This is a genomic window from Microbacterium sp. CGR1 (genome assembly GCF_001266755.1).
Lineage (GTDB): Bacteria > Actinomycetota > Actinomycetes > Actinomycetales > Microbacteriaceae > Microbacterium.
In genome coordinates, this window is record NZ_CP012299.1 from 2,184,394 (window position 1) to 2,206,968 (window position 22,575).

The 22,575-nt window shown below is 69.9% G+C and carries 14 protein-coding genes; 5 read left to right on the forward strand and 9 right to left on the reverse strand.

The window, feature by feature from the left end; all coding sequences use genetic code 11:
- Positions 1–66 precede the first annotated feature (66 nt).
- Positions 67–2,106: a beta-galactosidase gene (locus AKG07_RS10575; RefSeq protein WP_053097857.1), complete on the forward strand. Its 2,040-nt coding sequence runs from the start codon at positions 67–69 to the stop codon at positions 2,104–2,106.
- A 69-nt stretch (positions 2,107–2,175) separates the two neighbouring features.
- Here AKG07_RS10575 and pulA read toward each other — a convergent pair whose 3' ends face one another.
- Together pulA and AKG07_RS10585 are read right to left on the reverse strand one after the other, a co-directional pair.
- Positions 2,176–8,208, reverse strand: a complete 6,033-nt coding sequence (pulA, locus tag AKG07_RS10580) for a pullulanase-type alpha-1,6-glucosidase (RefSeq protein WP_082297902.1) — start codon at positions 8,206–8,208, stop codon at positions 2,176–2,178.
- A 400-nt stretch (positions 8,209–8,608) separates the two neighbouring features.
- The gene (locus tag AKG07_RS10585; RefSeq protein ID WP_053097859.1) at positions 8,609–9,793 is read right to left on the reverse strand and encodes a thiolase family protein; all 1,185 of its coding nucleotides are present in this window, start codon (positions 9,791–9,793) and stop codon (positions 8,609–8,611) included.
- Positions 9,794–10,128: 335 nt separating this feature from the next.
- On the opposite strand from AKG07_RS10585, the gene AKG07_RS10590 reads away from it, so the two are divergent.
- On the forward strand, positions 10,129–10,716 hold the full coding sequence (locus AKG07_RS10590; RefSeq protein ID WP_053097861.1) for an antibiotic biosynthesis monooxygenase: 588 nt from the start codon (positions 10,129–10,131) through the stop codon (positions 10,714–10,716).
- A 298-nt stretch (positions 10,717–11,014) separates the two neighbouring features.
- Here AKG07_RS10590 and AKG07_RS10595 read toward each other — a convergent pair whose 3' ends face one another.
- Complete coding sequence (locus AKG07_RS10595; protein ID WP_053097863.1) at positions 11,015–11,914, reverse strand: LysR family transcriptional regulator; 900 nt, start codon at positions 11,912–11,914, stop codon at positions 11,015–11,017.
- A 93-nt stretch (positions 11,915–12,007) separates the two neighbouring features.
- On the opposite strand from AKG07_RS10595, the gene AKG07_RS10600 reads away from it, so the two are divergent.
- Positions 12,008–12,673 (forward strand): type 1 glutamine amidotransferase domain-containing protein, encoded by a 666-nt coding sequence (locus AKG07_RS10600; protein WP_053097865.1) that lies wholly within the window; start codon positions 12,008–12,010, stop codon positions 12,671–12,673.
- A gap of 377 nt (positions 12,674–13,050) precedes the next feature.
- Here AKG07_RS10600 and AKG07_RS10605 read toward each other — a convergent pair whose 3' ends face one another.
- From AKG07_RS10605 to AKG07_RS10625, 5 genes are all read right to left on the reverse strand, one after another.
- Positions 13,051–13,980 (reverse strand): aldose 1-epimerase family protein, encoded by a 930-nt coding sequence (locus AKG07_RS10605; RefSeq protein WP_053097866.1) that lies wholly within the window; start codon positions 13,978–13,980, stop codon positions 13,051–13,053.
- A complete protein-coding gene (araA, locus tag AKG07_RS10610) occupies positions 13,980–15,503 on the reverse strand; it encodes an L-arabinose isomerase (protein ID WP_053097867.1) in 1,524 nt (507 codons plus the stop codon). Before araA ends, AKG07_RS10605 begins: the two co-directional genes overlap by 1 nt.
- Before the next feature lie 48 nt (positions 15,504–15,551).
- Positions 15,552–17,153 (reverse strand): xylulokinase, encoded by a 1,602-nt coding sequence (locus AKG07_RS10615; protein WP_053097870.1) that lies wholly within the window; start codon positions 17,151–17,153, stop codon positions 15,552–15,554.
- Positions 17,150–17,869 carry an L-ribulose-5-phosphate 4-epimerase gene (locus AKG07_RS10620; RefSeq protein ID WP_053097872.1) on the reverse strand — a complete coding sequence of 240 codons (720 nt, stop codon included), beginning with the start codon at positions 17,867–17,869 and terminating at the stop codon, positions 17,150–17,152. The genes AKG07_RS10615 and AKG07_RS10620 overlap by 4 nt, the downstream gene beginning before the upstream one ends.
- A 244-nt stretch (positions 17,870–18,113) precedes the next feature.
- Positions 18,114–19,127: a LacI family DNA-binding transcriptional regulator gene (locus tag AKG07_RS10625; protein WP_053097874.1), complete on the reverse strand. Its 1,014-nt coding sequence runs from the start codon at positions 19,125–19,127 to the stop codon at positions 18,114–18,116.
- 57 nt (positions 19,128–19,184) lie between these two features.
- On the opposite strand from AKG07_RS10625, the gene AKG07_RS10630 reads away from it, so the two are divergent.
- The gene (locus tag AKG07_RS10630) at positions 19,185–20,030 is read left to right on the forward strand and encodes an NAD-dependent epimerase/dehydratase family protein (protein WP_053097876.1); all 846 of its coding nucleotides are present in this window, start codon (positions 19,185–19,187) and stop codon (positions 20,028–20,030) included.
- Between the two features lie 27 nt (positions 20,031–20,057).
- Here AKG07_RS10630 and AKG07_RS10635 read toward each other — a convergent pair whose 3' ends face one another.
- Positions 20,058–21,080: a LacI family DNA-binding transcriptional regulator gene (locus AKG07_RS10635; RefSeq protein WP_053097877.1), complete on the reverse strand. Its 1,023-nt coding sequence runs from the start codon at positions 21,078–21,080 to the stop codon at positions 20,058–20,060.
- 192 nt (positions 21,081–21,272) lie between these two features.
- On the opposite strand from AKG07_RS10635, the gene AKG07_RS10640 reads away from it, so the two are divergent.
- Positions 21,273–22,571, forward strand: a complete 1,299-nt coding sequence (locus tag AKG07_RS10640; protein ID WP_053097878.1) for an ABC transporter substrate-binding protein — start codon at positions 21,273–21,275, stop codon at positions 22,569–22,571.
- The last annotated feature ends 4 nt before the right edge of the window (positions 22,572–22,575 follow it).

Genomic DNA, 22,575 nt, shown 5'->3' on the forward strand with positions numbered 1-22,575 from the left:
CTGTGCTGGAAAGCGCTTCCCCACTAGGGTCGAGAGAGCAGGCCGAACACCCGACCCAGGAGACTCATGCACTACGGCGCCGACTACAACCCCGAGCAGTGGCCGCGAGAGGTGTGGCCGGACGACGTCCGGCTGATGCGCGAGGCCGGCGTGACGCTCGTGAGCCTGGGGATCTTCTCGTGGTCGCGCATCCAGCCGGCCGAGGGCGAGTTCGACTGGGAGTGGCTCGACGAGATCATCGGGCTGCTGCACGAGGGCGGCATCCAGGTCGACCTCGCCACCGCCACCGCATCCCCGCCGCCGTGGGCCTCGACCGCCTACCCCGAGATGCTGCCGCAGGATGCCGACGGCTCGACGTTCTGGCCCGGCAGCCGCCAGGCGTTCGCGCCCTCCTCTCCCGTCTACCGTCGCCTCGCGGCCGAACTCGTCACCGCTCTCGCGGAGCGCTACGCGCAGCATCCTGCCGTCGTGCTGTGGCACGTCAACAACGAGTACGGATGCCATCTGCACTACGACTACTCCGACGCCGCGCGCGACGCGTTCCGCGCGTGGTTGCAGCGCAGGTACGCGACGATCGACGCCCTCAACCACGCCTGGGGCACGGACTTCTGGTCGCAGCGCTACACCGACTTCGATCAGATCGTGCCGCCGCGCAAGGCGCCGTACAGCATCAACCCGACCAGCGTTCTGGACTTCAAACGGTTCACCTCCGACACCCTGCTCGAGCTGTACGTGATGGAGCGCGACATCATCCGCGCCGCGGGAGCGACCCAGCCGATCACGACCAACTTCATGGGCGCGTTCCCGCCGGCCGACTACTGGAAGTGGGCGGCCGAGGTCGACGTGATCAGCGACGACAACTACCCCGATCCCAACGACCCCGAGTCGTTCCGCGGGGCCGCGTTCGCACGCGAGCTGATGCGCGGTCTCAAGCCCGGGGTGCCCTGGATCCTCACGGAGCAGTCCACCAATGCCCTGAACTGGCGTCCCACCAACGCCCCGAAAGCACCCGGTCAGATGGCGGCGATCAGCGCGCAGGCGGTGGGCCGAGGCGCCGACGGGATCATGTTCTTCCAGTGGCGGCAGTCGCGCCGCGGCAGCGAGAAGTTCCACTCGGCGATGGTGCCGCAGGCCGGGCTCGACACCCGCACCTGGCGGGAGGTCGTCGAGCTGGGCGGACAGCTCGCGCAGCTCCCCGAGATGCCGGACGTCTCGTCGGGGGCGAAGATCGCTCTCGTCTTCGACTGGGAGAACTGGTGGGCGATCGACGGGCGCGACCACCCGATCGTGCTCGACTACCTGACGCTCTCGCACCGCTGGCATGAGGCGCTGCATCGGCAGAACCTCGCGGTCGACATCGTGAACACGACGAGCGATCTCCGCGGCTATTCACTCGTGGTCGCGCCTCAGCAGTATCTGCTGAGCGATGAGGGCGCCGCGAATCTCACGGCGTATGTCGCGCAGGGCGGCAACCTGTTCGTCTCGGCGTTCAGCGATGTCGTCGACCAGGACGACGCGTTCCGCGAGGGCGGCTTCATCGTCTCGCTGCGGGACGCGCTCGGCGTCGCGCTCGAGGACTTCGGGGCGCTGGTGCCGCCCGAGTCGGTGCGATCGGCCGACTCGGCCGGAGAGGTCGCGAGCCACGCCGTGCCCGACGGGCCGGGCCAGTCGGAGGCGCCAGTGGACGGCCCCGCGGGGACGATCGTCGGCCAGTACTTCGCGGAAGAGCTCCTCGTGCAGGATGCCGAGGTGCTGGGTCGCTTCACCGAGGGTCGCACCGCCGGGCGAGCGGCGTTCACCCGCAAGGCCTTCGGGGACGGCAACGGCTACTACCTCGCGACGATCCCGGACGACGCCGGCATGGCAGCCGTGCTGCGCTGGCTCGCCGTCGAGGCGGGAGTGACCGCCGAGATCGAGGGCCTTCCCGAGCACGTCGAGATCGCACGCCGAGGCGGCATCCTCACCGCCATCAACCACAGTGCGGAGCCGTTGGCGGTCGATGTGCCCGGCCGCGATGTGCTCACGGGGTCGACCGCGGCGCGCCGCGAGCTCGGTGCATACGGCTGGGCGTTCATCGACACGAGCGGGGTCGACGCGCGGGACTGATCACGCGAGGACGGCCGCGGTCGCGCGGGTCGAGGGGTGCGGCGCGCGGCCGCACCCCTCGCCTCGACCTCAGTAGACGATCACCGGGAGGCTGCGCGTGCTGCGGGAGTCCTGCCACGGCTCCGTGCCGTCGAAGCGGACCGTGAGCAGGTGCACCCCACGGCTCGGCTTCGGCACCGAGACGGTGACCCTGCCCTTGTCGGAGGGAGCCAGCTCGACCGTGGCGATGACCTTGCCGCGTTCGTGCACCGTCACCGTGCCCACCGGCGCGCTGCCGTCATCGGCCGCCACGGTGACCTTCACGGTGGCGCTCTTGCCCGACTTCACCAGCAGGTCGGAGGAGGCGCGCACCCGCGTATCGATCGGCTGCACCTGGTCGTCGACCAGCACGGCGACCGACCGGGCGGGGATCGTCACGGTTCCGGTCGCGGCGTCCCAGGTCGTGGTCTTGACCACGGCATCCGCTCCGTTCGCCTGAGCCGGGGTCAGCGCGAACGAACGCCCGGCCAGGCCCGCGACGGTCTGCGTGACCGGCGCAGGAGAGGAGTTGAACGCGACGAGCGCCCCGTCGAGATCGGCGTCGGCGTCGGGACCCGTCAGGTCGTCGATCTGCATCAGGATCACGCCCGGAGCCGCCCCCGCCCCGCCGTTCGGGAACGTGACCTTCTGCTGGATCAGCTCGGCCGAGCCGAGCCGCAGCAGATCGACCTCGTCGCGGATGCGCAGCAGATCGAGAGCGGATGCCTCTGCGGCCGCCATGTCGGCCGCGGCCGGCTTGAGCGCAGGATCGGCGAGCAGCGGCGCCATGATCGGCCACTTCTCCTCGTTGTCCGCCGCGGTCGGCAGCCCCGAGCCGAACGTCGACTCCTGACCGGTCCAGTCGATGCGGTTGAACCAGTCACCGGAGTTGTAGCTGTTGCGATCGAGGGACTTCGGCCGCAACAGCTCGGTGCCTGCATGCCAGAACGACGGCGACTGCGAGAGCGTCACAGTCGCGAGCTCCAGCGTGTTCATCCGCACGCGGTCGGCCATCGTCGTGTCGACCGGGAGCTTGAGCACCGAGAGGTCGTAGAGCGTCTCGTTGTCGTGCGCATCGACGTAGTTGATCGTCTCGTCCGGCTGATCGGCATAGCCCGCCGCGGAGCCGCGATAGTCGATCGCCTCTCCCGCCGTCACCGAGCCGTCGCTCGTCGTGAACTCGAAGTCGCGCAGATTGCCCGCCAGCCCGAGCTTGACGAGATCGGTCTCGTGGCCGAGGTCGGCGAGCGCCTGCTCGACCGTGCCGTTGATCGGATCGCCGTTCGGGTCGGTGCCGAGACCGGTGCCGAAGCCCTGACGGAACGTCGACGACGAGTCGACCGGGCTGCCGCCGTGCACGGCGTCGCGCAGGCGGTCGTTGAACGTGCCGATGCCGGTGCCTCCCAGCTGCCCCTGGGTGGCCTGCTCGAACAGCGCATCGTCCGCCACCTCGCCGAAGTTCCAGCCCTCGCCGTACAGATGGATCGCCGAACCGTCGACGCCGTCCTTCGCGAGGGTCAGGGCGTCGAGCGCGTCGCGGATCGCCTGCATGTTCGTCGTCGAGTGGTGGCCCATGAGGTCGAAGCGGAAGCCGTCGACCTTGTAGTCGCGCGCCCAGGTCACGATCGAGTCGACCATGAGCTTCTGCGCGGCGAGGTGCTCGGTCGCGACGTTCTGGCAGCACGTCGAGGTCTCGACGCCGCCGGCCGCGTTCAGCCGGTGGTAGTAGCCGGGCACGACCTGGTCGAGCACCGACTTCTCGGCCTGACCGGATGCCGCCGTGTGGTTGAACACCTCATCGAGCACGACCTGCAGGTCCATGTCATGGAGAGCGCCGACCATCGACCGGAACTCGCTGACCCTGGCGCCGCCGTCGGCGTCGACCGCGTACGAGCCCTCGGGCGTCGAGTAGTGGTACGGATCGTAGCCCCAGTTGAAGCCGTCGGCATCCGCGACCGCCTGGATGCACGCCTGCTGTGCCGCGTCGGCCGGGCCGAACGAGGCGAGGTCGCAGTCGGGCACCGCCTGCGCTGCGCGGTCCTCCTCGATCGAGGCGATGTCGAAGGAGGGCAGCAGGTGCACGGTGTTGATTCCGGCATCCGCGAGCTGCTTCAGCTGATCGGTGCCCGCGCTGTCGCGGGTGAACGCCAGGTACGTGCCGCGCTCGTCGGCCGGAACCGTCTCGTCGCTGATCGAGAAGTCGCGGATGTGCAGCTCGTAGATCGCCCGGTCGACCGCGCGCTCGACGACCGGCGCTTCGGCCTTCTGCCACTGCTTCGGCTGCCAGGCCTTGTCGTCGAGGTCGATGGCGACCGAACGCCGAGAGTTCAGGGTGAGCGCCGTCGAGTAGGGATCGGTGACCCGGTTCGTCTCGATCGCGCCGGTCGTCGGCGCATAGACCGCGACCTCCCACTGGAACTCGTCGCCCTTGAGATCCTTGGCGCCCGCGACCGACCAGACGCCGGACGCCGCATCCCACGCGGCCTCGTGCCGAGCGGGGTCGCCCTCGGCGCCCTCGTCCCAGGTGAGAAGGGTCGCGCTCTGCGCCGTCGGCGCCCACAGCCGGAACGTCGGCTTCTTGCCCGAGAACGTCACGCCCAGGTCGACGTCGTCGAGGGCTGCGGCATAGAGATCGTCGAGAACCCCGGCGATCTGCACGCCGGTGAATGCGGAGGGCGCACCCGTCTCGTCACGTTGGACGACCGCGAGCTGCGCTCGCAGCAGTGCCGCCGCATCGGCATCCGTCACCCGCAGGGCGAGGTATCCGTCGAGCGCGGGGAACCGGGCGAGCTGCTCGTCCGTCAGGCCGCCCTCGATCACCTCGAGCGCGATCGACTCGCCACCCGCGATGTCGCCGTCTGCCACCGCGAGCGAGGCGTCCGCCGAGGAGTACAGCTGATAGGCGGCCTTGTCGACAGACCCGAGAGTCGCCGGCCAGGCGATCGTCTCGGCGTCGACCCACTGTGCGCGCTGCTCTCCGGCGCCGGGGAGCTGCGGGTCCGCGCTCACGACCTCGAGGACGTGCGTCGCCAGCGTGTAGCGGAACGACGTCACGCTGCCCTCGGCCGCGCTGAACGAGATGTTCGCGCCGCCCGGCACTCCGTCGGCGCCGTAGTTCTCAGCCCAACTCAGGCCGTGCGCCACCTTGAGCTCGTAGGCTCCGGTGGGGAGGTCGGCGGTCGAGAACTCGTAGACGCCGTCGCGGTCACCGTCGGCCATGAGGGTGCCGAGGCAGTCGGGAGACCAGTCCGCCGCGCAGCCGAGCTCGTCCTGCAGAGAGCCCGGCAGCGTCACGATGGGTCCGTCGGCCGAGGACTGCACGATGTTCGTGCGCGGGTCGAAGTAGAAGGTGATCGGCCCGCCCGCGTGGGTGAGCGCGACGTTCGAGCCGTCCGGCACACCGTTCGCACCGTAGTTGACGGCCCAGCTGCCATTGATCGCGGCCTTGTACTCGTAGTCGCCGGCCGGCAGATCAAAAGCCCCCTCCCATACGCCGTCGGCGCGCAGGGTCAGCCTCGCCTTCTCGCAGGCAGGGTCCCAGTCGCCCGCACAGCCCATCTCGGAGTTGAGACTGCCGGGCACGGTCACCATGTCGATCGGAGACTCGGGCTCCTCGCCGGCCGCCAGCGTCACGGCGTTGCCGACCGACGCGTACGTCGAGGCTGCGGCGTGGTTGCCCGCGGCATCCGTCGTCACGGCCCGGTATTCGACGAGCGTGCCGTTCGCGAGATCGCGGATGTCGTGGAAGACGCGAGGGTCGGTGTCCTCCGCGGTGCCGAGCGCCTGCCACTCCTCGGAGCCGACGACGCGCCAGGCGAAGCTCGTCTGCGCCCACTGATCGGCGATGTCGGCCTGCACGGCGGACTGTCCGGTGACACCGGCTCCGGCGGCGGGCACGACGACCTCGACGGATGCCGCCTCGGACGGCGCCGTGACGGTCGAGTCGGCCTTCCAGACCACCGCCGACAGAGCCGGCACCGTGATCGAGGCGGCCGCACCGGCATCCGTGGCGAGGGACGCGGCGTCACCGTAGAGCACCTCGTACGAGGCGTCGGCGGTCAGCGTGGTGAGGTCGACCGTCTGCGCGGTGGCGGCGTTGTTCACGGCCACCAGGTATTCGACCTTGTCGTCGGGATCCACGCGGGAGAACGCGTACACACCAGCACCGGACGCCGCGTACCGCTCGATCTGCGCGCCCTCGCTGAGCGCCGGGTTCGACTCCCGGAGCTCTGACAGCGCGGCGATGTGCTCGTAGAGCGCGGCATCCGTCGCATAGCGGTCGACCGAGCCGGACGGCTCGCCGGTGATGAGGTTCTGATTCGCGTAGTCGGCGACCTGGGTGGCGAAGAGCGACTGCCGGGCGTCCTTGTCGCCGCCGGGGCCGGCGAAGCCCTGCTCGTCGCCGTAGTAGACGACCGGCTGACCCCGGGTGAGGAACATGAGCTCGTGCGCCAGCTCGTCGCGCTCGAGCGGAGCATCCGTCGTCTGGAGGAAGGATCCGACCCTGCCCATGTCGTGGTTGCCGAGGAACGTGGGCAGTGCCGTCGCCGACGAGTCGGGTGTCGTGTAGCGATCGTCGCCCGCGAACAGGGACTGCAGGCCCTTGGCCGAATTGCCCGACGCGTATCTGACGGCGGAGGACTGGAACGTGAAGTCGAGGATCGAGTTCATGTCGGTGTCTCGCACGTACGGTGCGAGCTTCACGGGGTCGGCGTCGTAGACCTCGCCGAACATGAAGAAGTCGTCGTTGCCCTTCTCGTGCGCGTAGTCGAGGACGTCGGCCGTCCATTTCTCCCAGAACTCGAAGTTCACATGCTTGACGGTGTCGATGCGGAAGCCGTCGATGCCGAGGTCGATCCACTTGTCGTAGACCTCGACGAAGCCGTTGACCACCGTCGGGTGCTCGGTCATCAGGTCGTCGAGTCCGCTGAAGTCGCCGTATGTGACCGACTCCCCCGACCAGGTCGAGTCTCCGCGGTTGTGATAGAGCGACGGGTCGTTCAGCCAGGCCGGCACCTTCACGTCGGCCTCGCTGTCGTCGATCACCGGCGTGTAGGGGAAGCTCGTCGCCGGGTCGAGTTCGGGGAACCCGTCGGTGCCCGCGTGGTCGGCCGGGTCGAACGCCGTGCCCGCGGCATCCGTGTAGGGACTCGTCGCCTGGTCGATGTAGGAGTACTGCCCCTCGGCGTAGTCGATGACGTCGGCGGTGTGGTTGGTGATGATGTCGAAGTACACCTTGATGTCGCGGGCGTGCGCGTCGGCGATCAGGGCCTGCAGCTCCTCATTGGTGCCGAGGTGCGGGTCGATGCGGGTGAAGTCGGTGATCCAGTAGCCGTGATAGCCGGCAGAGGCGTTGGCGCCCTCACCCTGCACCGGCTTGTTGGCGAAGCTCGGCGTCAGCCAGATCGCCGATGTGCCGAGCCCCTCGATGTAGTCGAGGTTCTCGCGGATTCCGGCGATGTCGCCGCCCTGATAGAAGCCCTTGTCCGTGGGGTCGAAACCGGTGGTGAGCCGGTCGCCCTCGAGACCGCCGGTGTCGTTGGCCGTGTCGCCGTTCGCGAAGCGGTCGGTCATCACGAAGTAGAACTGCTCGCCGGCACCCGCCTGTCGGGCCGGGCTCGCGATGAGCGCCTCGTCGTCGGAGGTGTAGCCGCCACGCAGGTCGGTGGACTCGAGCCCGACGCGCTTGAGCGTGTCGTCGAACGTGAAGCGGAGGGTCGTCGGGCCGGCCACCGTCAGAGGGATGTCGTCGGCCCCGCCGTCGAGCCCGTACGCCTCGTCCCAGCCGTCGTTCACCGCGACTTTGTACTGCCACGTGCCCGCAGGGACCTCGAACTCGGCGGAGTAGATGCCCTCGGCGCCCGTGGGCTCGAGCTCGGTCTCGGTGCAGTCGGGCGCCCAGTCCGCCGCGCAGCCGAGCTCGGACTGCAGCGAGCCCACGAGAGCCACGGTGCGATCGGCCGCCGCGGCGGATGAGCCGCCGAGCGTGCCGGCCGCGCCGAAGCCCGAGACGACGAGCGCGGTGGCGGCGAGTAGAGCGAGCGGACGTGAAGCGGTCGTCTTCGACCGAGCCGACTTGAACAAATGATGCTCCCTGATGGCGGCGGACACGACGACGTGTCCGGAGGCTTGCGAGTGAAGCTAGCAGGGCGGGGTCTATGACTGCAAGCGCTTGCAGTAGTGTTCTGGCGAAAAGTCAGGGGTGTGAATGTTGCTGATGGCCGTAAGTCGCAAACGCTTCCAGGATCGCGAATCCCGGGTGAGGAGGATTTCTCGCCGCGTTCACCGCCCGGACACCTTCGCCGACTACAACTGCAGATGCGCGGACACAGACTCAGACCGGATCGGGTAGTCACGTCATCCGCGCATACGGTGAGCGTCTGCTCCCGAAGAGACCCCCGCCGAATCGGGTCGGCGGGGGTCTTCTCTGTCCTGTCCGGCGAACATCGACCCGGCAGGGGCACAGCGGGTGCCGGGTGCCGGCCTACAGCCGCTCGATGATCGTGGCGTTCGCCATGCCACCGCCCTCGCACATGGTCTGCAGTCCGAAGCGGCCGCCGACCGCGTCGAGGTGGTCGATCAGGGTGCCGAGCAGGCGGGTGCCCGACGAGCCCAGTGCGTGCCCGAGGGCGATCGCACCTCCGCGCGGGTTGAGCTTGGCGGCATCCGCCCCGAGTTCCGCGGCCCAGGCCAGTGGCACCGACGCGAAGGCCTCATTGACCTCGTAGGCGTCGAGGTCATCGATCGTCAGTCCGGTGCGTTCGAGAATGCGCCGCGTCGCGGGGATCGGGCCGGTCAGCATCATGAGCGGATCGTCGCCGACCACCGTGAACGCGTGGAACCTCGCCCGCGGCGTGAGTCCCAGCTGTTCGGCACGCTCGGCGCTCGTCACGAGCGCAGCGGATGCTCCGTCGGTCAGCGGCGAGGAGTTGCCGGGAGTGATCCGCCAGTCGACGTCCGGGAATCGGGCGGCAAGAGCGTCGGTGCGGAACGCGGGGCTGAGTCCCCCGAGGCCCTCGGCCGTCGTGCCGGCGCGCACGGTCTCGTCACCCACGGCATCCGGAGCCTCGGCGACCGGGATGACGGTGCGGTCGAAGAATCCCTCGTGCCACGCGGCGGCCGCGCGGCGGTGCGACTCGGCGGCGTACTCATCCAGCGCTGCGCGATCGATGCCCCAGCGCTGGGCGATCAGCTCGGCCGAGACGCCCTGGTTCACGAGTCCCTCGGGGTAGCGTTCACGCAGGCGAGGCGACATCGGCGACCCGCCGGCCGCAGACGATCCGAGCGGCACCCGACTCATCGACTCGACGCCGCCGACGATGACCGCGTCATACGCGCCGGCCATGATCCCCTGGGCGGCGAAATGCACGGCCTGCTGGCTGGACCCGCACTGGCGGTCGATCGTCGTCGCGGGGATCGACTCGTCGAAACCCGCGGCGAGCACAGCCTGCCGCGCGATGTTCGACGACTGGTCCCCCACCTGACTCACGCAACCGAGCAGCACGTCGTCGATCTGCCTCGACTCGAGCCCGCTGCGCTCGAGTATCGCGGCGAGAGCACCCGCCGCGAGGTCGACAGGATGCACACCCGAGAGCGCGCCGCCCGGCTTGCCGCGTCCGACGGGAGTGCGGACGACATCGATCAGGACGGCTTCGCTGCGCGTGCTCATGCCTCCTATTCTCGCCCTGTCGCGGAGTGCGGGGACGGATGCCGCGTCGCTGCCCTGCACCAGCCTCGGCCATGCGCGCCCGCGACGGCCGGATTCCCGGCATCCGGCCGTCCCAGGCGCATTCGGCCTTCTGAAGCACCCGGCACCCGGCATCGGTACTCGGCATCCGACATCCGGCACCCGGCACCCGGAGATGCCGTCTTCGCGCGCGGCGAAAAACGACCGGCGACACCCGGCATCCGAAATACAATCGAACACGCGCCCGCACCCCGGCGCATCCCCCACCGTCGAGGCGCCCGTGACCCGGGCGATCCGCTCTCTCCGAGGACCCCACCATGTCCAGCGAACCCATCACCGTCTCCATCCGCCGCGAGGTCGACCCCGAGCATGTCGCCGCCGCCACCGCTTGGGTGCAGACCGGCGTGAATCTGGCGCACCGATACCCGGGGTTCCTCGGATCCGGCTGGGTGCGCGACGGCGAGGACTCGCATGTCTGGCACATGTTGTACCGCTTCTCCGACGAGAAGTCGCTTGTGGCGTGGGAGCAGTCGGGCGAGCGCGAGTGGTGGAAGTCGACCGGCGAGCAGTTCGTGCGCAGCGAGCGCGTGCGCCGCCGCACGGGCATCGAGGGCTGGTTCGACGAGCCGACCACCGACACCATCACCCTCCCCCGCGCTGACGGCTCGACGACCACCGTCGCGATGGTCAGCACTCCGCCGCGGTGGAAGCAGGCCGTGTCGATCTGGCTCGGGTTCTTCCCGCTGAACCTCGCCTTCACCTATGCGCTGAGCCCCGTGCCCGGCTGGAACGAGCTGCCGATCTGGCTGCGCGTGCTCGCCACGACCGTCGTGCTCACGCCGATCATGACCTACTGGGTGCTGCCCTGGGTCACGCGCACGCTGCGCCACTGGCTCAACCGCTGAGGCTCGGTCGCCACTGCCGCATCGGGTCTGCCACACCTGCCGTGTGCGATCCGTCCGTGAGGTGCGTGCATGAGGTGCGTGCGTCCGTGAGGTGCGGCATCCGTCCGTCGTGTGCGTTCGGCGCGCGAGCGGCCGCACATCTGTGAGGCCGGGCAGTGCATCTGTGCGGGGCCACTACCGCATCCGAATCGGGCGTTTCCGATGCGAAACTGACCCTGCACCGGATGTCCGATGCGAAACTGACCTTGCACCGGACTCCAGATGCGCACCTGACCCCGCACCGCCGCCGCGACGAGCGTCAGAGGTCGGCGACGGCGGCGCGCAGCGCCTTCTCCACGGCCGCGACCCCGTCGGACAACGGACCCGGTCGCCGCACGAGATACAGCGTGTTGATCGGCGGGTCCTGGGTGGGTCGCAGGTCGACGAGTCTGCCATCGGCGAGTTCGTCGGCGATCAGATAGGTCGGCAGGGCGGTGACGCCCGCCCCCGCAACCGCAGCGGCGGCGAGCGCGCGCAGGTCGGGGAAGACGAGAGCCGGTTCCCGGTCGAGACGGATGCCGAACACGTGGCGCCAGTACCGTCGGACGATCGGGACGTCTCGGTCGTATGCCAGCAGAGGCACGTGCGCGAGCGCGTCCGGCGAGAGGGCAGGAGACGGGTCGATGCTCAGCGACGGCGAGGCCACGAGCACGAATTCCTCGTCGAACAGCGGCATGCTCGGCAGCGCCCGTCCGCGAGGACGCACGGCGGAGATCACCAGGTCGAGGCTGCCGACCCTCAGCTGATCGAGCAGATCGTCGGCCAGGCCCGTGGTCACCGCAAGCCGCAGTCCGCCGGCGACAGCACTCGCGAGAGCCGGGGCTGCGACGGTGGCCAGGAACTCCCCCGCCCCGCCGAGGCGGATGACCGGCGGTTCGAGGGCCGGGTGGGTGCCGAGAGCATCCGCCAACGCGTCGAGCGGGCCCGAGAGCCGCGCGGCGAGCTCGTCGGCTCGGGGCGTCGGACGGATGCCGCGGGCATGACGGACGAACAGCGGCTCGCCGACGCTCGCCTCCAGCGCCTGCAACTGCGTCGTGACCGACGACTGCGCGAGTCCGAGCCTGCGCGCCGCCGCCGACACCGACCCGGATCGGTGCGCGATGAGGAAGGTGCGCCACAGCCCCAGGTCGGGCAATCCATCGGAATTCCGATTGCTCATATCGGCAATCTATCGGAATCGTTCGTCGCGGCGGGGCGTTGTCCTGGATATCGAATCCGCACGGCATCCGTCGTCCGAACCTTGGGAGCATCCATGTCATCCGTCCTCTTCGTCGTCTCCGGCGCCCGCACCTGGACCCTGTCCGACGGCACCGAGCACCCCACCGGCTACTGGGCCGAAGAGCTGCTCGCCCCCTATCGCCTGCTCACCGCCGCGGGGCACGACGTGGTGTTCGCGACACCCGGCGGTGTCGAGCCGGTCGCCGATGCGTCGAGCCTCGGCGACGGGGATGCCGCGGCGCTCGCGGAGATCCCGGGGCTCAGCACTCCCCTGGTGCTCGCCGATGTCGACGGCGCCGACTACGCAGCCGTCTACTACCCCGGCGGGCACGGACCGATGCAGGACCTCGCTGTGGATGCCGATTCGGCGGCGCTCATCTCGGCGACCGTCGCGGCGGGACGTCCGCTGGCCGCGGTGTGCCACGGGCTCGCGGCTCTGATGCCCGCACGCGATGCTGCGGGCGAGCCGCTCGTCGCCGGACGGCGCATCACCGGATTCTCCGACGAGGAGGAGCGCCTCGGAGGGCTCGCGGACCGCGCGCCGTTCCTGCTCGAGACCTCTCTGCGCGAGCTCGGCGCCGACATCGACGTGACCGACCCGTGGAGCGATCACACGATCGTCGACGGACTGCTCATCACCGGCCAGAACCCGCAGTCGTCGGCATCCGCAGCCCGGGCGCTGGTCGCGGCACTCGCCTGATCGGAGAGGCGCGGTGCGCAGCCGCGACATCCGTCACCCGCACCCGCACCCGCACCCGCACCCGCACCCGCACCCGCACCGGCACCATGCGTGCGGGGCCAGTTGCGCACCGGAAACGCCCCATTCGGATGCCGAACTGGCCCCGCACCGGGTCCCGGGTGCCGAACTGGCCCCGCATACGATCCCTGGTGCCGAACTGGCCCCGCACCCGGCAGCATCGCCCGCTCTCGCACGGCATCACGCGTGCGGGGCCAGTTGCGCACCGGAAACGCCCCATTCGGATGCCGAACTGGCCCCGCACCGAGTCCCGGATGCCGAACTGGCCCCGCATCGGCGCCACGACCGTGCCGCGAGCGACTCGGGCCGGCCGCCACGCGTCAGACGGCGGCGATCCGCCAGGATGCTGCGTGCGTCGCGCCGGGTTCGAGCACGACCAGGTCGGTCCCCGAGTTGAACGCGTCCGGCGGACAGGTCATCGGCTCGACCGCGAGGCCGATGCGATGGATCGCGTCGATGCCGGGGTTGTCGGCCGTGTGCACCTGCACCCACGGGCAGCGCTCATCGAAGGTCATGACGACGCCGCTTCCGGCATCCGTCACCACCCGCACCTCGGCGACTCCGCCCTCGCGGGCGAGGCCGGCGAAAGCGTGGTCGATGAAGACGTCGGCGATCGGGCGCGCAACGCGGAAGTCCCACTGCGGATGCGAGGACACTCCCTCGAGCGCCACCGGGCTCAGCCGGTCGTCGGTGACGGTCAGCACCTCGGATGCCGGCAGGGTCAGCGTCCAGTCATCGACCCGACCATCGGGTCCGGCGACGAGATACGGGTGCGGCCCTGTGCCCCAGGGCGCGGCATCCGTCCCGAGGTTGCGCGCGGTGACGGTCTGCTGAAGGCCGTCGCCGTCGATGCGGTACTCGGTCTCCACCTCGACGCGGAACGGATAGCCGGTCTGCGGCTCGATCACGGCCGCGAGCACGACGCGGTCGTCGAGCACGAGTCGGTCTTCGAACTCGGCCCAGGCGAGCAGCCCATGCAGCGCCTGTCCGCGGGCGGGCTCGGTAAGGGCCAGCTGATGCTCGGCGCCGCTGAACGTGTAGCGACCGTCGACGATGCGATTGGGCCACGGTGCGAGGGTGGTGCCGCGGTATCCGGGCCGCACCTCGTCGGCGTCGAAGGGCACGACCAGGTCGCGTCCTTCGAATGCGAGCAGGCGCAGCGAGGCGCCGACGCTCGCGATCACGGCGTCGTATCCGTGCCCGGTGATGCGCAGCTGACGCCCCGAGCGCGGCCGGCCGGCTCCCGTCATCACAGCCCCTGCGCGAGTCGGTAGTAGGCCTGGTTCCAGCGGACCTGCTTCTGGAACTCGGGCAGGGTGGTCGCATCGTCGATCACGAGCAGCTCGACCTCGGCCATCTCGGCGAAGTCGCGGAAGGCCTCGAGCCCGACGGCGGTCGACATCACCGTGTGGTGCGCAGCACCCGCGGTCAGCCAGGCGGCGGCCGAGGTGTTGAAGTCGGGCTGCGGCTTCCACACGGCGCGGCCGACCGGCAGCTTCGGCAGCGACTGGCGCGGGGGCACGTTCTCGACGACGTTCGCGGTGAGGCGGAAGCGGTCGCGCATGTCGCTGAGGGCGACGACGATCGCGGGGCCGGGGTCGGCGGTGAAGACCAGGCGCACCGGGTCTTCCTTGCCGCCGATGCCGAGCGGGTGGATCTCGAGGGTCGGCTTCGCCGTCGTGAGCGAGGGCGAGACCTCGAGCATGTGCGCCCCGAGGATCAGCTCGTCGCCGGGCGTCATGTCGTAGGTGTAGTCCTCCATGAGACTCGCCCCACCGGGCAGGCCCGCGCCCATGACGTTGGCGACGCGCACGAGGATCGCGGTCTTCCAGTCGCCCTCGGCGCCGAAGCCGTAGCCCTCGGCCATCAGCCGCTGCACCGCGAGGCCCGGCAGCTGCTTCAGGGCGCCGAGGTCTTCGAACGAGGTCGTGAAGGCGCCGAAGCCGCCCTCTTCGAGGAACGTCCGCAGACCGATCTCGATCGCGGCACCGTCGCGCAGCGACTGGTGGCGGTCGCCACCGCGACGAAGCTCCGGCACGACCTCGTACAGCTCTTCGTACTCGGCCACGAGGGCGTCGATCTCGGAGTCGGATGCCGCGGCGACGGCATCCGCCAGGTCGTTCACGCCCCACGTGTTGACCTGCACGCCGAAGCGCAGCTCGGCCTCGGTCTTGTCGCCCTCGGTGACCGCGACGAAGCGCATGTTGTCGCCGAAGCGGGCGAGCTTGAGCGAACGGGATGCCGCGAGGCCGGCGGCCGCACGCTGCCACGTCGCGATCTCCTGGCGCACCCGCGGGTCGCTCGCATGACCGACGACGGTCTTGCGCGGCACGCCGAGGCGCGTCTGGATGTAGCCGAACTCGCGGTCGCCGTGCGCCGCCTGGTTCAGGTTCATGAAGTCGAAGTCGATGTCGGCCCACGGCAGCTCGACGTTCGCCTGCGTGTGCAGGTGCGCGAGCGGCTTCTGCAGTGCGTCGAGACCGGCGATCCACATCTTCGCGGGGCTGAAGGTGTGCATCCACGCGATCAGGCCGATGACCCGGTCGTCGGCGTTCGCCTCGAGGGCCGTGCGCTTGATGGCTGCGGCATCCGTCAGCACCGGCTTCCAGACGATGGTCACGGGCACCTCGCCGGCCTCGTCGAGGATGCGGGCGATCTCCTGCGACTGCTCGGCGACCTGCGCGAGCGTCTCGGGGCCGTAGAGGTGCTGACTGCCGGTGAGGAACCAGACCTCGTAGCCGTCGAGCGAAGTGGTGAGCGGGGTGCGGGGCATGAGAGTCCTTGGGGGTTCCGGTGTCGGCGTGAAGAGTGCGCGTGGGGGTCAGAGAGCGGTGGTCGCGGCGGCTTCGATCGCGAGGCCCGCGCGGTAGCGGTCGAGGTAGGCGGTGAAGCCGGCGACGTCGGCAGGGTCGGGGTCGGCGACCGCGAGGGATGCGGAGGCGAAGACGTCGCGCTCGAGGTACTCCCCCAGCGACGCCGTCTCGGAGTGCGCGAGATACGACGCGAGCACCGCGATGCCCCACGCGCCGCCCTCGGAGGCGAGCTCGCCCACCGCGACGGGAGCGCCGAGCGCTCCGGCGAGGAAACGCTGCGCGACCCCCGCGGTGCGGAACATGCCACCGTGCGCGAACATGCGGTCGAGTTCGACTCCTTCGGCGGCGAGCACCTGCATCCCCAGCGCGAGCGTGCCGAACACGCCGTACAGCTGCGAGCGCATGAAGTTCGCCAGCGTGAAGGCACTGTCGGGGGTGCGCACGAACAGCGGGCGCCCCTCGGTGAGGCCGGCGATCGGCTCGCCCGCGAGGTGGTTGTACGCCAGCAGGCCGCCGGCATCCGCCTCTCCGTCGAGAGCCTCGCGGAAGAGTGCGTCGAAGACGGCGTCATCACTCAGCGGCTGCCCCGCGGCGGCGGCGAAACGGGTGAAGAGCCCTGCCCAGGCGGCCAGTTCGCTCGCGCCGTTGTTGCAGTGCACCATCGCGACGGCGTCGCCCGCGGGTGTCGTCACGAGGTCGAGCTCGTGGTGCACTTCGGAGAGCGGGCGCTCGAGCACGACCATCGCGAAGATGCTGGTTCCGGCCGAGACGTTGCCGGTGCGCGGCGACACCGAGTTCGTCGCGACCATGCCGGTGCCCGCGTCGCCCTCGGGCGGGCAGAGCGGGATGCCGGGGGGCAGCGCGCCCGACGGATCGAGCAGGGCCGCGCCCTCGGCGGTGAGCGTCCCGGCGGCGGCGCCGGCGGGAAGGACGGTCGGGAGCAGGTCCTTGGCTGCGGCGGGAAGACGGTCGGCGGCGAGGGCGTCGTAGGCCTGTAGCATCCGCTCGTCGTAGTCTCCGGTGGCCGAGTCGATCGGGAACATGCCGGAGGCGTCGCCGACGCCGAGAACGCGCTCGCCCGTCAGCCTCGTGTGCACATAGCCCGCGAGGGTGGTGACGAAGTCGAGCTGCGGCACGTGCGCCTCGCCGTCGAGCACTGCCTGGTGCAGGTGCGCGATCGACCAGCGCAGGGGGATGTTCACGCCGAGCAGGTCGGTCAGCTCGGCCGCCGCGGCGCCCGTGTTGGTGTTGCGCCAGGTGCGGAACGGCGTGAGCAGCTCGCCCCGCGCATCGAACGCGAGGTATCCGTGCATCATGGCCGAGATCCCGATCGCGCCGAACGTCTCGGGGCGCACGCCGTGGCGCTCGTCCGCGTCGGCGACGAGACCGGCGTATGCCGCCTGCAGGCCTGTCCACACCTCGTCGATCGCGTAGGTCCAGAGGCCGTCCTGGAGGCGGTTCTCCCACGAGAACGACCCGGTCGCGAGCACCTCGGTGGCGTCGGATCCGATCAGACAGGCCTTGATGCGCGTGGAGCCGAGCTCGATGCCGAGGCTCGTGCGGCCGGCGAGGATGTCGTCGCGGGCGGTCGTGCGGGTCGTGTCGCTCATCGTCGGGCGTCCGAGTTCTGTCCGTAGACGTTCTGGTAGCGGGTGAAGAGGCTGTCGATGGCCTCCTGCGGAATCGGGATCAGCGGGCCGGCCTCACGGGCGTAGTGCACGGTGCGGGCCACGTCTTCGACCATGACGGCGGCCTTCACGGCATCCTTCGCGTCGACTCCGATGGTGAAGGGACCGTGGTTCTGCATGAGCACCGCGCGGCTGCGGTGACCCGAGAGCGTCTGCACGATGCCGCGGCCGATCGAGTCGTCGCCGATGATCGCGAAGGGACCGACCGGGATAGGACCGCCGAACTCATCGGCCATGGCCGTGATGACGCAGGGGATCTCTTCGCCACGGGCTGCCCACGCGACGGCGAACGTCGAGTGCGTGTGCACGACTCCGCCGACGTCGGGCATGTGACGGTAGACGTACGCGTGCGCCGCGGTGTCGCTCGAGGGCGAGCGGTCGCTTCCCGGAGTGCCGGGGATCACGGCGCCGTCGAGGTCGCACAGGATCATGTTCTCGGGCGTGAGGTCGTCGTAGCTGACGCCCGACGGCTTGATCACGAACAGGTCGGCTCCGGGCACGCGGCTCGAGACGTTGCCGCCGGTCCAGACGATGAGGTCGTAACGGACCAGTTCGCCGTGCAGACGGGCGACATCCTCGCGGACGGCCTGGATGGAGGCGTCGATCTCAGGGGAGAAGACGGGGGCTTCGTTGCTCACGGATACCTCAGGGTCGGCGGTGGTCACTGTGACCGGTCACAGCAGTGTGTCACGGAGGTCGGCGGACCGTCAAGACACCGGCGACCGCTCGGCGCCGCCGTGTGCGGGGTCACTTTCGCATCTCCCGTCTCGTGCGGGGCCACTTTTGCATCGGATACGGCGTGTTCACGTGCAGAACTGGCCCGCATCGCGCCGCACATGCAGAACTGACCCCGCACCGCGCCGGCACACACCCTGGCGCCGTTCAGCGCGGCGGCGCCACCGAATCGCGGGTCACGAGCACGGGTGCCACCGGCGCGAGGTCGGATGCCGCGGCTCCGGCACTGCCCGCCAGCACCGCCGCCACCGCACGACGCGCCAATTCCGAGAAGTCCTGCCGCACGGTCGTGAGCTTCGGCCAGTAGTACGCGGCGTCCGGAGTGTCGTCGAAACCGACCACGCTGATGTCCCCCGGCACCGAGAGCCCGACTTCCTGCAGACCGCCGAGCAGACCGAGGGCCATCTGGTCGTTCGCTGCGAATACCGCTGTCACACCCGAGTCGCGCACGGCACGAGCCGCTGCGTAGCCCGAGCCGGCGGTCCAGTCGCCCTCGATGACCGGTCCGGCGGCGAGTCCTCGTGCGGCGAGCTCGACCTGGAACCCCTCAGCGCGGGACTCGGCCTCGAGCCAGTCGGCGGGGCCGGCGAGGTGCGCGATGCGTGTGTGCCCGGCGTCGGCGAGTGCCGCGACGGCGAGTCGAGCCCCGGCCTCCTGATCGACCGAGAGGCCGCGTGCGCCGCGATCGGCTGCGTGCAGGGTGACGACGGGCACGCCGATGCGCACCGAGTCGAGCGCGTCGAGGGTGTGGGCGTGAGGCGCGACGACGACGATGCCCTCGACTCCCTGCATGACGAGGTGGTCGACCGCGGCGACCACGGCATCCGTGTCCCCCGCATCTGCGAAGGCCGCACTCAGCCAGTAGCCGACCTCGCGGGCCGACGCCTCGAGCGCTGCGATGCTGCGCGACGGGCCATAGTGCAGTGCGTCGGTGGCGAGCACCCCGAGGGTGCGGGAGCGGCGGGTGCCCAGCGCTCTGGCCGCGTTGTTCATGCGGTAGCCGAGCTCGGTCATCGCGGCAAGCACCCGTTCGCGAGTCTCGGCGGCGACCTCGGGGTGGTCGTTGAGCACGCGCGACACCGTCTGCCGAGACACCCCTGCGCGCACGGCGACGTCACGCACGCCGACGGTGCGGCGGGGCTCGCTGCTCGTGTCACTCACGCCGACGAGTGTATGCCGAGCGGCCCCGGCGCCTCGTCTTCGTGCCACTCTGGTGACATGCGCATCGCACTCACCGGATCATCGGGCAAGCTCGGCAGCGTCGTCGCGCGGGAGCTCCGCGTTCACGGACACGAGGTCATCGGCATGGACGTCTCGGGCACCCGCGGCCCTGACTTCGTGCAGGTCGACCTCACGGACTACGGCCAGGTCGTGGATGCTTTCACGGCCGTCGGCGACCGGCACGACGGCATCGACGCCGTGGTGCATCTCGGCGCGATCCCGGCGCCCGGCATCCGCAGCGACGTCGCCACCTTCCACAACAACATGCCCGCCACGTTCAACGTCTTCTGGGCGGCGGTGCGCCTCGGCATCCGCCGTGTCGTCTACGCCTCGAGTGAGACCGTGCTGGGCCTGCCATTCGACGTGCCGCCGCCCTACGTGCCGGTCGACGAGGACTACCCCGCCCGCCCCGAGTCGGTTTACTCGCTCGTGAAGACCCTCGAGGAGCAGCTCGCGAGGGAGCTCGTGCGCTGGCATCCCGACCTGTCGATCACCGCACTGCGGTTCTCGAACGTGATGAACCCCGAGGACTACGCCGAGTTCCCCGATTTCGACGCCGATGCGCTGCGCCGTAAGTGGAACCTCTGGGGATACATCGACGCCCGCGACGGTGCGCAGGCGGTGGAGCGTGCGCTCGAGGTGGCGGCACCCGGGTTCGACAACTTCATCATCGCGGCGGCCGATACGGTGATGACGCGTCCGAACGCCGAGCTGCTCGCCGAGGTCTTCCCCGATGTGCCGGTCGCCCGCGAGTTCGGCCCGAACGAGACGCTGCTGTCGATCGACAAGGCCCGCCGCGTGCTCGGGTTCGATCCGCAGCACTCCTGGCGCGACGACGCCTGAACTAACTCCGGCACGCGCGAGCGCCCCTCAGCGCCGGGCGATGGTCGATCCGCGGATCACGAGCCGCACCGGCAGGTGGTGCGCGCCTTCGCCGATGTCGATGCCGTCGATCGCATCAAACACCCGCAGCGCCGCCTGACGACCGAGCTGCTGCAGGTTCGCGTCGATGCTGGTGAGCTCGGGCCGGGCGTTGGTCGCGAGCACTTCCCAGTTGTCGTAGCCGATCACCGCGAGGTCGTCCGGCACGGTGCGGCCGAGATCGCGGGCCGAGTCGAGCACACCGCGAGCGATCTGGTCGGATCCGCAGAACACGGCGTCGATGTCCGGATGCCGCTGCAGCAGCATCGCCGCGGCATCCCGACCCCAGTGCTCGGTCCACTCCGAGAACATGGGCTCGCCCACGAGTTCGAGACCCGCCTCGCCAAGTGCCGCTCTGGCGCCGGCGAGGCGGTCTTGGGCTGCGGCATAGGTCGGGTCGCCCGAGATGTGCGCGATGCGCCGACGTCCGCAGGCCAACAGGTGCTCGATCGCGAGACGCCCGCCCGCGTAGTTGTCGGGGGTCAATGAGAGGTCGCGCGGGTCATCCGAGGGGGCGTACGCGTAGACCACGGGCACGGGGATCTCCTGCCCGAGCGAGGGGCGCGGATCCGTCTGACGGCCGACGACGATGATGCCGTCGACCCTGCGGCTCAGCAGCTCCTTCAGGTGGTGCTGCTCACGGATCGCGTCACCTCGCGCATCGCACAGGAAGACGTTGATGCGACCTGCGCCGAACGCATCCTCCGCGCCCATGAGGATCGGCAGCATGAAGCGGCCCTCGAGGTCGCTGGTGAGAAGGCCGACCGTGCCGGTGCGCCCGGCGAGGAGTCCTCGCGCCATGGCATTGGGGGTGAAGGACAGCTCCTCGGCGATCGCGCGCACCTTGGCGCGGGTGGCGACCGATACGTCGCCCCGATCGTTCAGCGCCTTGGATGCGGTCGAGATCGAGACTCCGGCGCGCGCGGCGACGTCACTGAGGGTCGCAGCTCGTGCTCCAGTCGTATCCGTCATCCCACTCCTTCGTGCTGAAAGGTTATCGGAACGAGGGTTGACGCGCCCTCCGAAACCACGCTATACCTTTTCGAAAGGGTTTTCGTAACTTTCGAAGAACCTGATCTTCACCCTCATCTCCACTCCCGGCGCTGCACTGCCGAAGCGCCACACCGCACCCGCTCGAGGACGAGCCCAGAGGAGCCCCCGCCCATGAACACCATTCGCACCCACGCCGCACGTCGGGCAGCAGCCGCCGTCATCGCGGCCGGCCTGCTCGTCGGCGGACTCGCCGCCTGCGCACCCGCCGGCGATGACGCCGCCTCCGACGAGCCCATCCCCGCCGAAGGCACCGACGACGGCACGACCCTGACACTGTGGACCCGCGCGCCGATCGAGCGCCAGGCCAAGCTGCTCGTCGACGCCTACAACGACAGCCACGAGAACCAGGTCGAGCTGACAGTCGTGCCCAACGACGACTACGTCGCGAAAGTCGGCGCCGCCGCAGGGTCGAGCGGCCTGCCCGACCTCTTCGCCGCCGACATCGTCTACGTACCGAACTGGGCGCAGCAGGGCCTGTTCCAGGACATGTCCGAGCAGATCGACGCCCTCGACTTCAAGGACGAGATCAACCCCGGGCACCTGTCGGCCGGCACCGTCGACGGCGCCGAGTACGTGCTGCCGTTCGCCCTCGACCTCTCGATGCTCTTCTGGAACAAGGAGCTCTTCGCCGAGGCCGGCCTCGACCCCGAGAAGGCGCCTGCCACGCTCGACGAGTTCGCCGAAGCGGCCATGGCCGTGCAGGCGCTGAACAAGCCGGACACCTACGGCACCGCGACCGGCCTCAACTGCGGTGGATGCCTGGTCTTCACCTGGTTCCCCTCCATCTGGGCATCGGGCGACGAGGTCATGAGCGACGACGGCACCGAGTCCCTGCTCGACGGCGACTCGGCTCAGGCCGTCTACGACACGTGGGCAGGCCTCGAAGAGGCGGGTGCGGTTCTCCCGAGCTCGACCGATGAGGCCGGCCCCACCTGGACCGCCGCGTTCAGCGAGGGCAAGGTCGGCGTGATGCCGTTCCCCGCGACGCTGCTCCCCTCGCTCGAGTTCGACGCGGGAGTCGCCGGCATCCCCGGTGTCGACGGCGGCGCCTCGACGTTCGTCGGCGGCGACGGCATCGGCATCTCGAAGGACTCGAAGAAGGCCGCGCAGGCCTGGAACTTCCTCAACTGGATGATGTCCGAGGACGCCCAGGTCGAGGTGCTCGCGAAAGACGGCAACGCCGTCTCCCGCGGAGACCTGGCCGACAACGAGTATGCGGCCGCCGATCCCCGACTGGTGACGATCAACGAGGTCGCAGCCCAGGGCGACACCCCGGTGGCCCTGAACTTCCAGCAGGCGTTCAACGCCCCGGGCAGCCCGTGGCTCACCCTGGTGCGCAACGCCGTGCTCAACGGCGACGACTCGGTGCCCGCCGACAACGAGGAGATCACGGCGATCCTGTCGCAGTGATCAT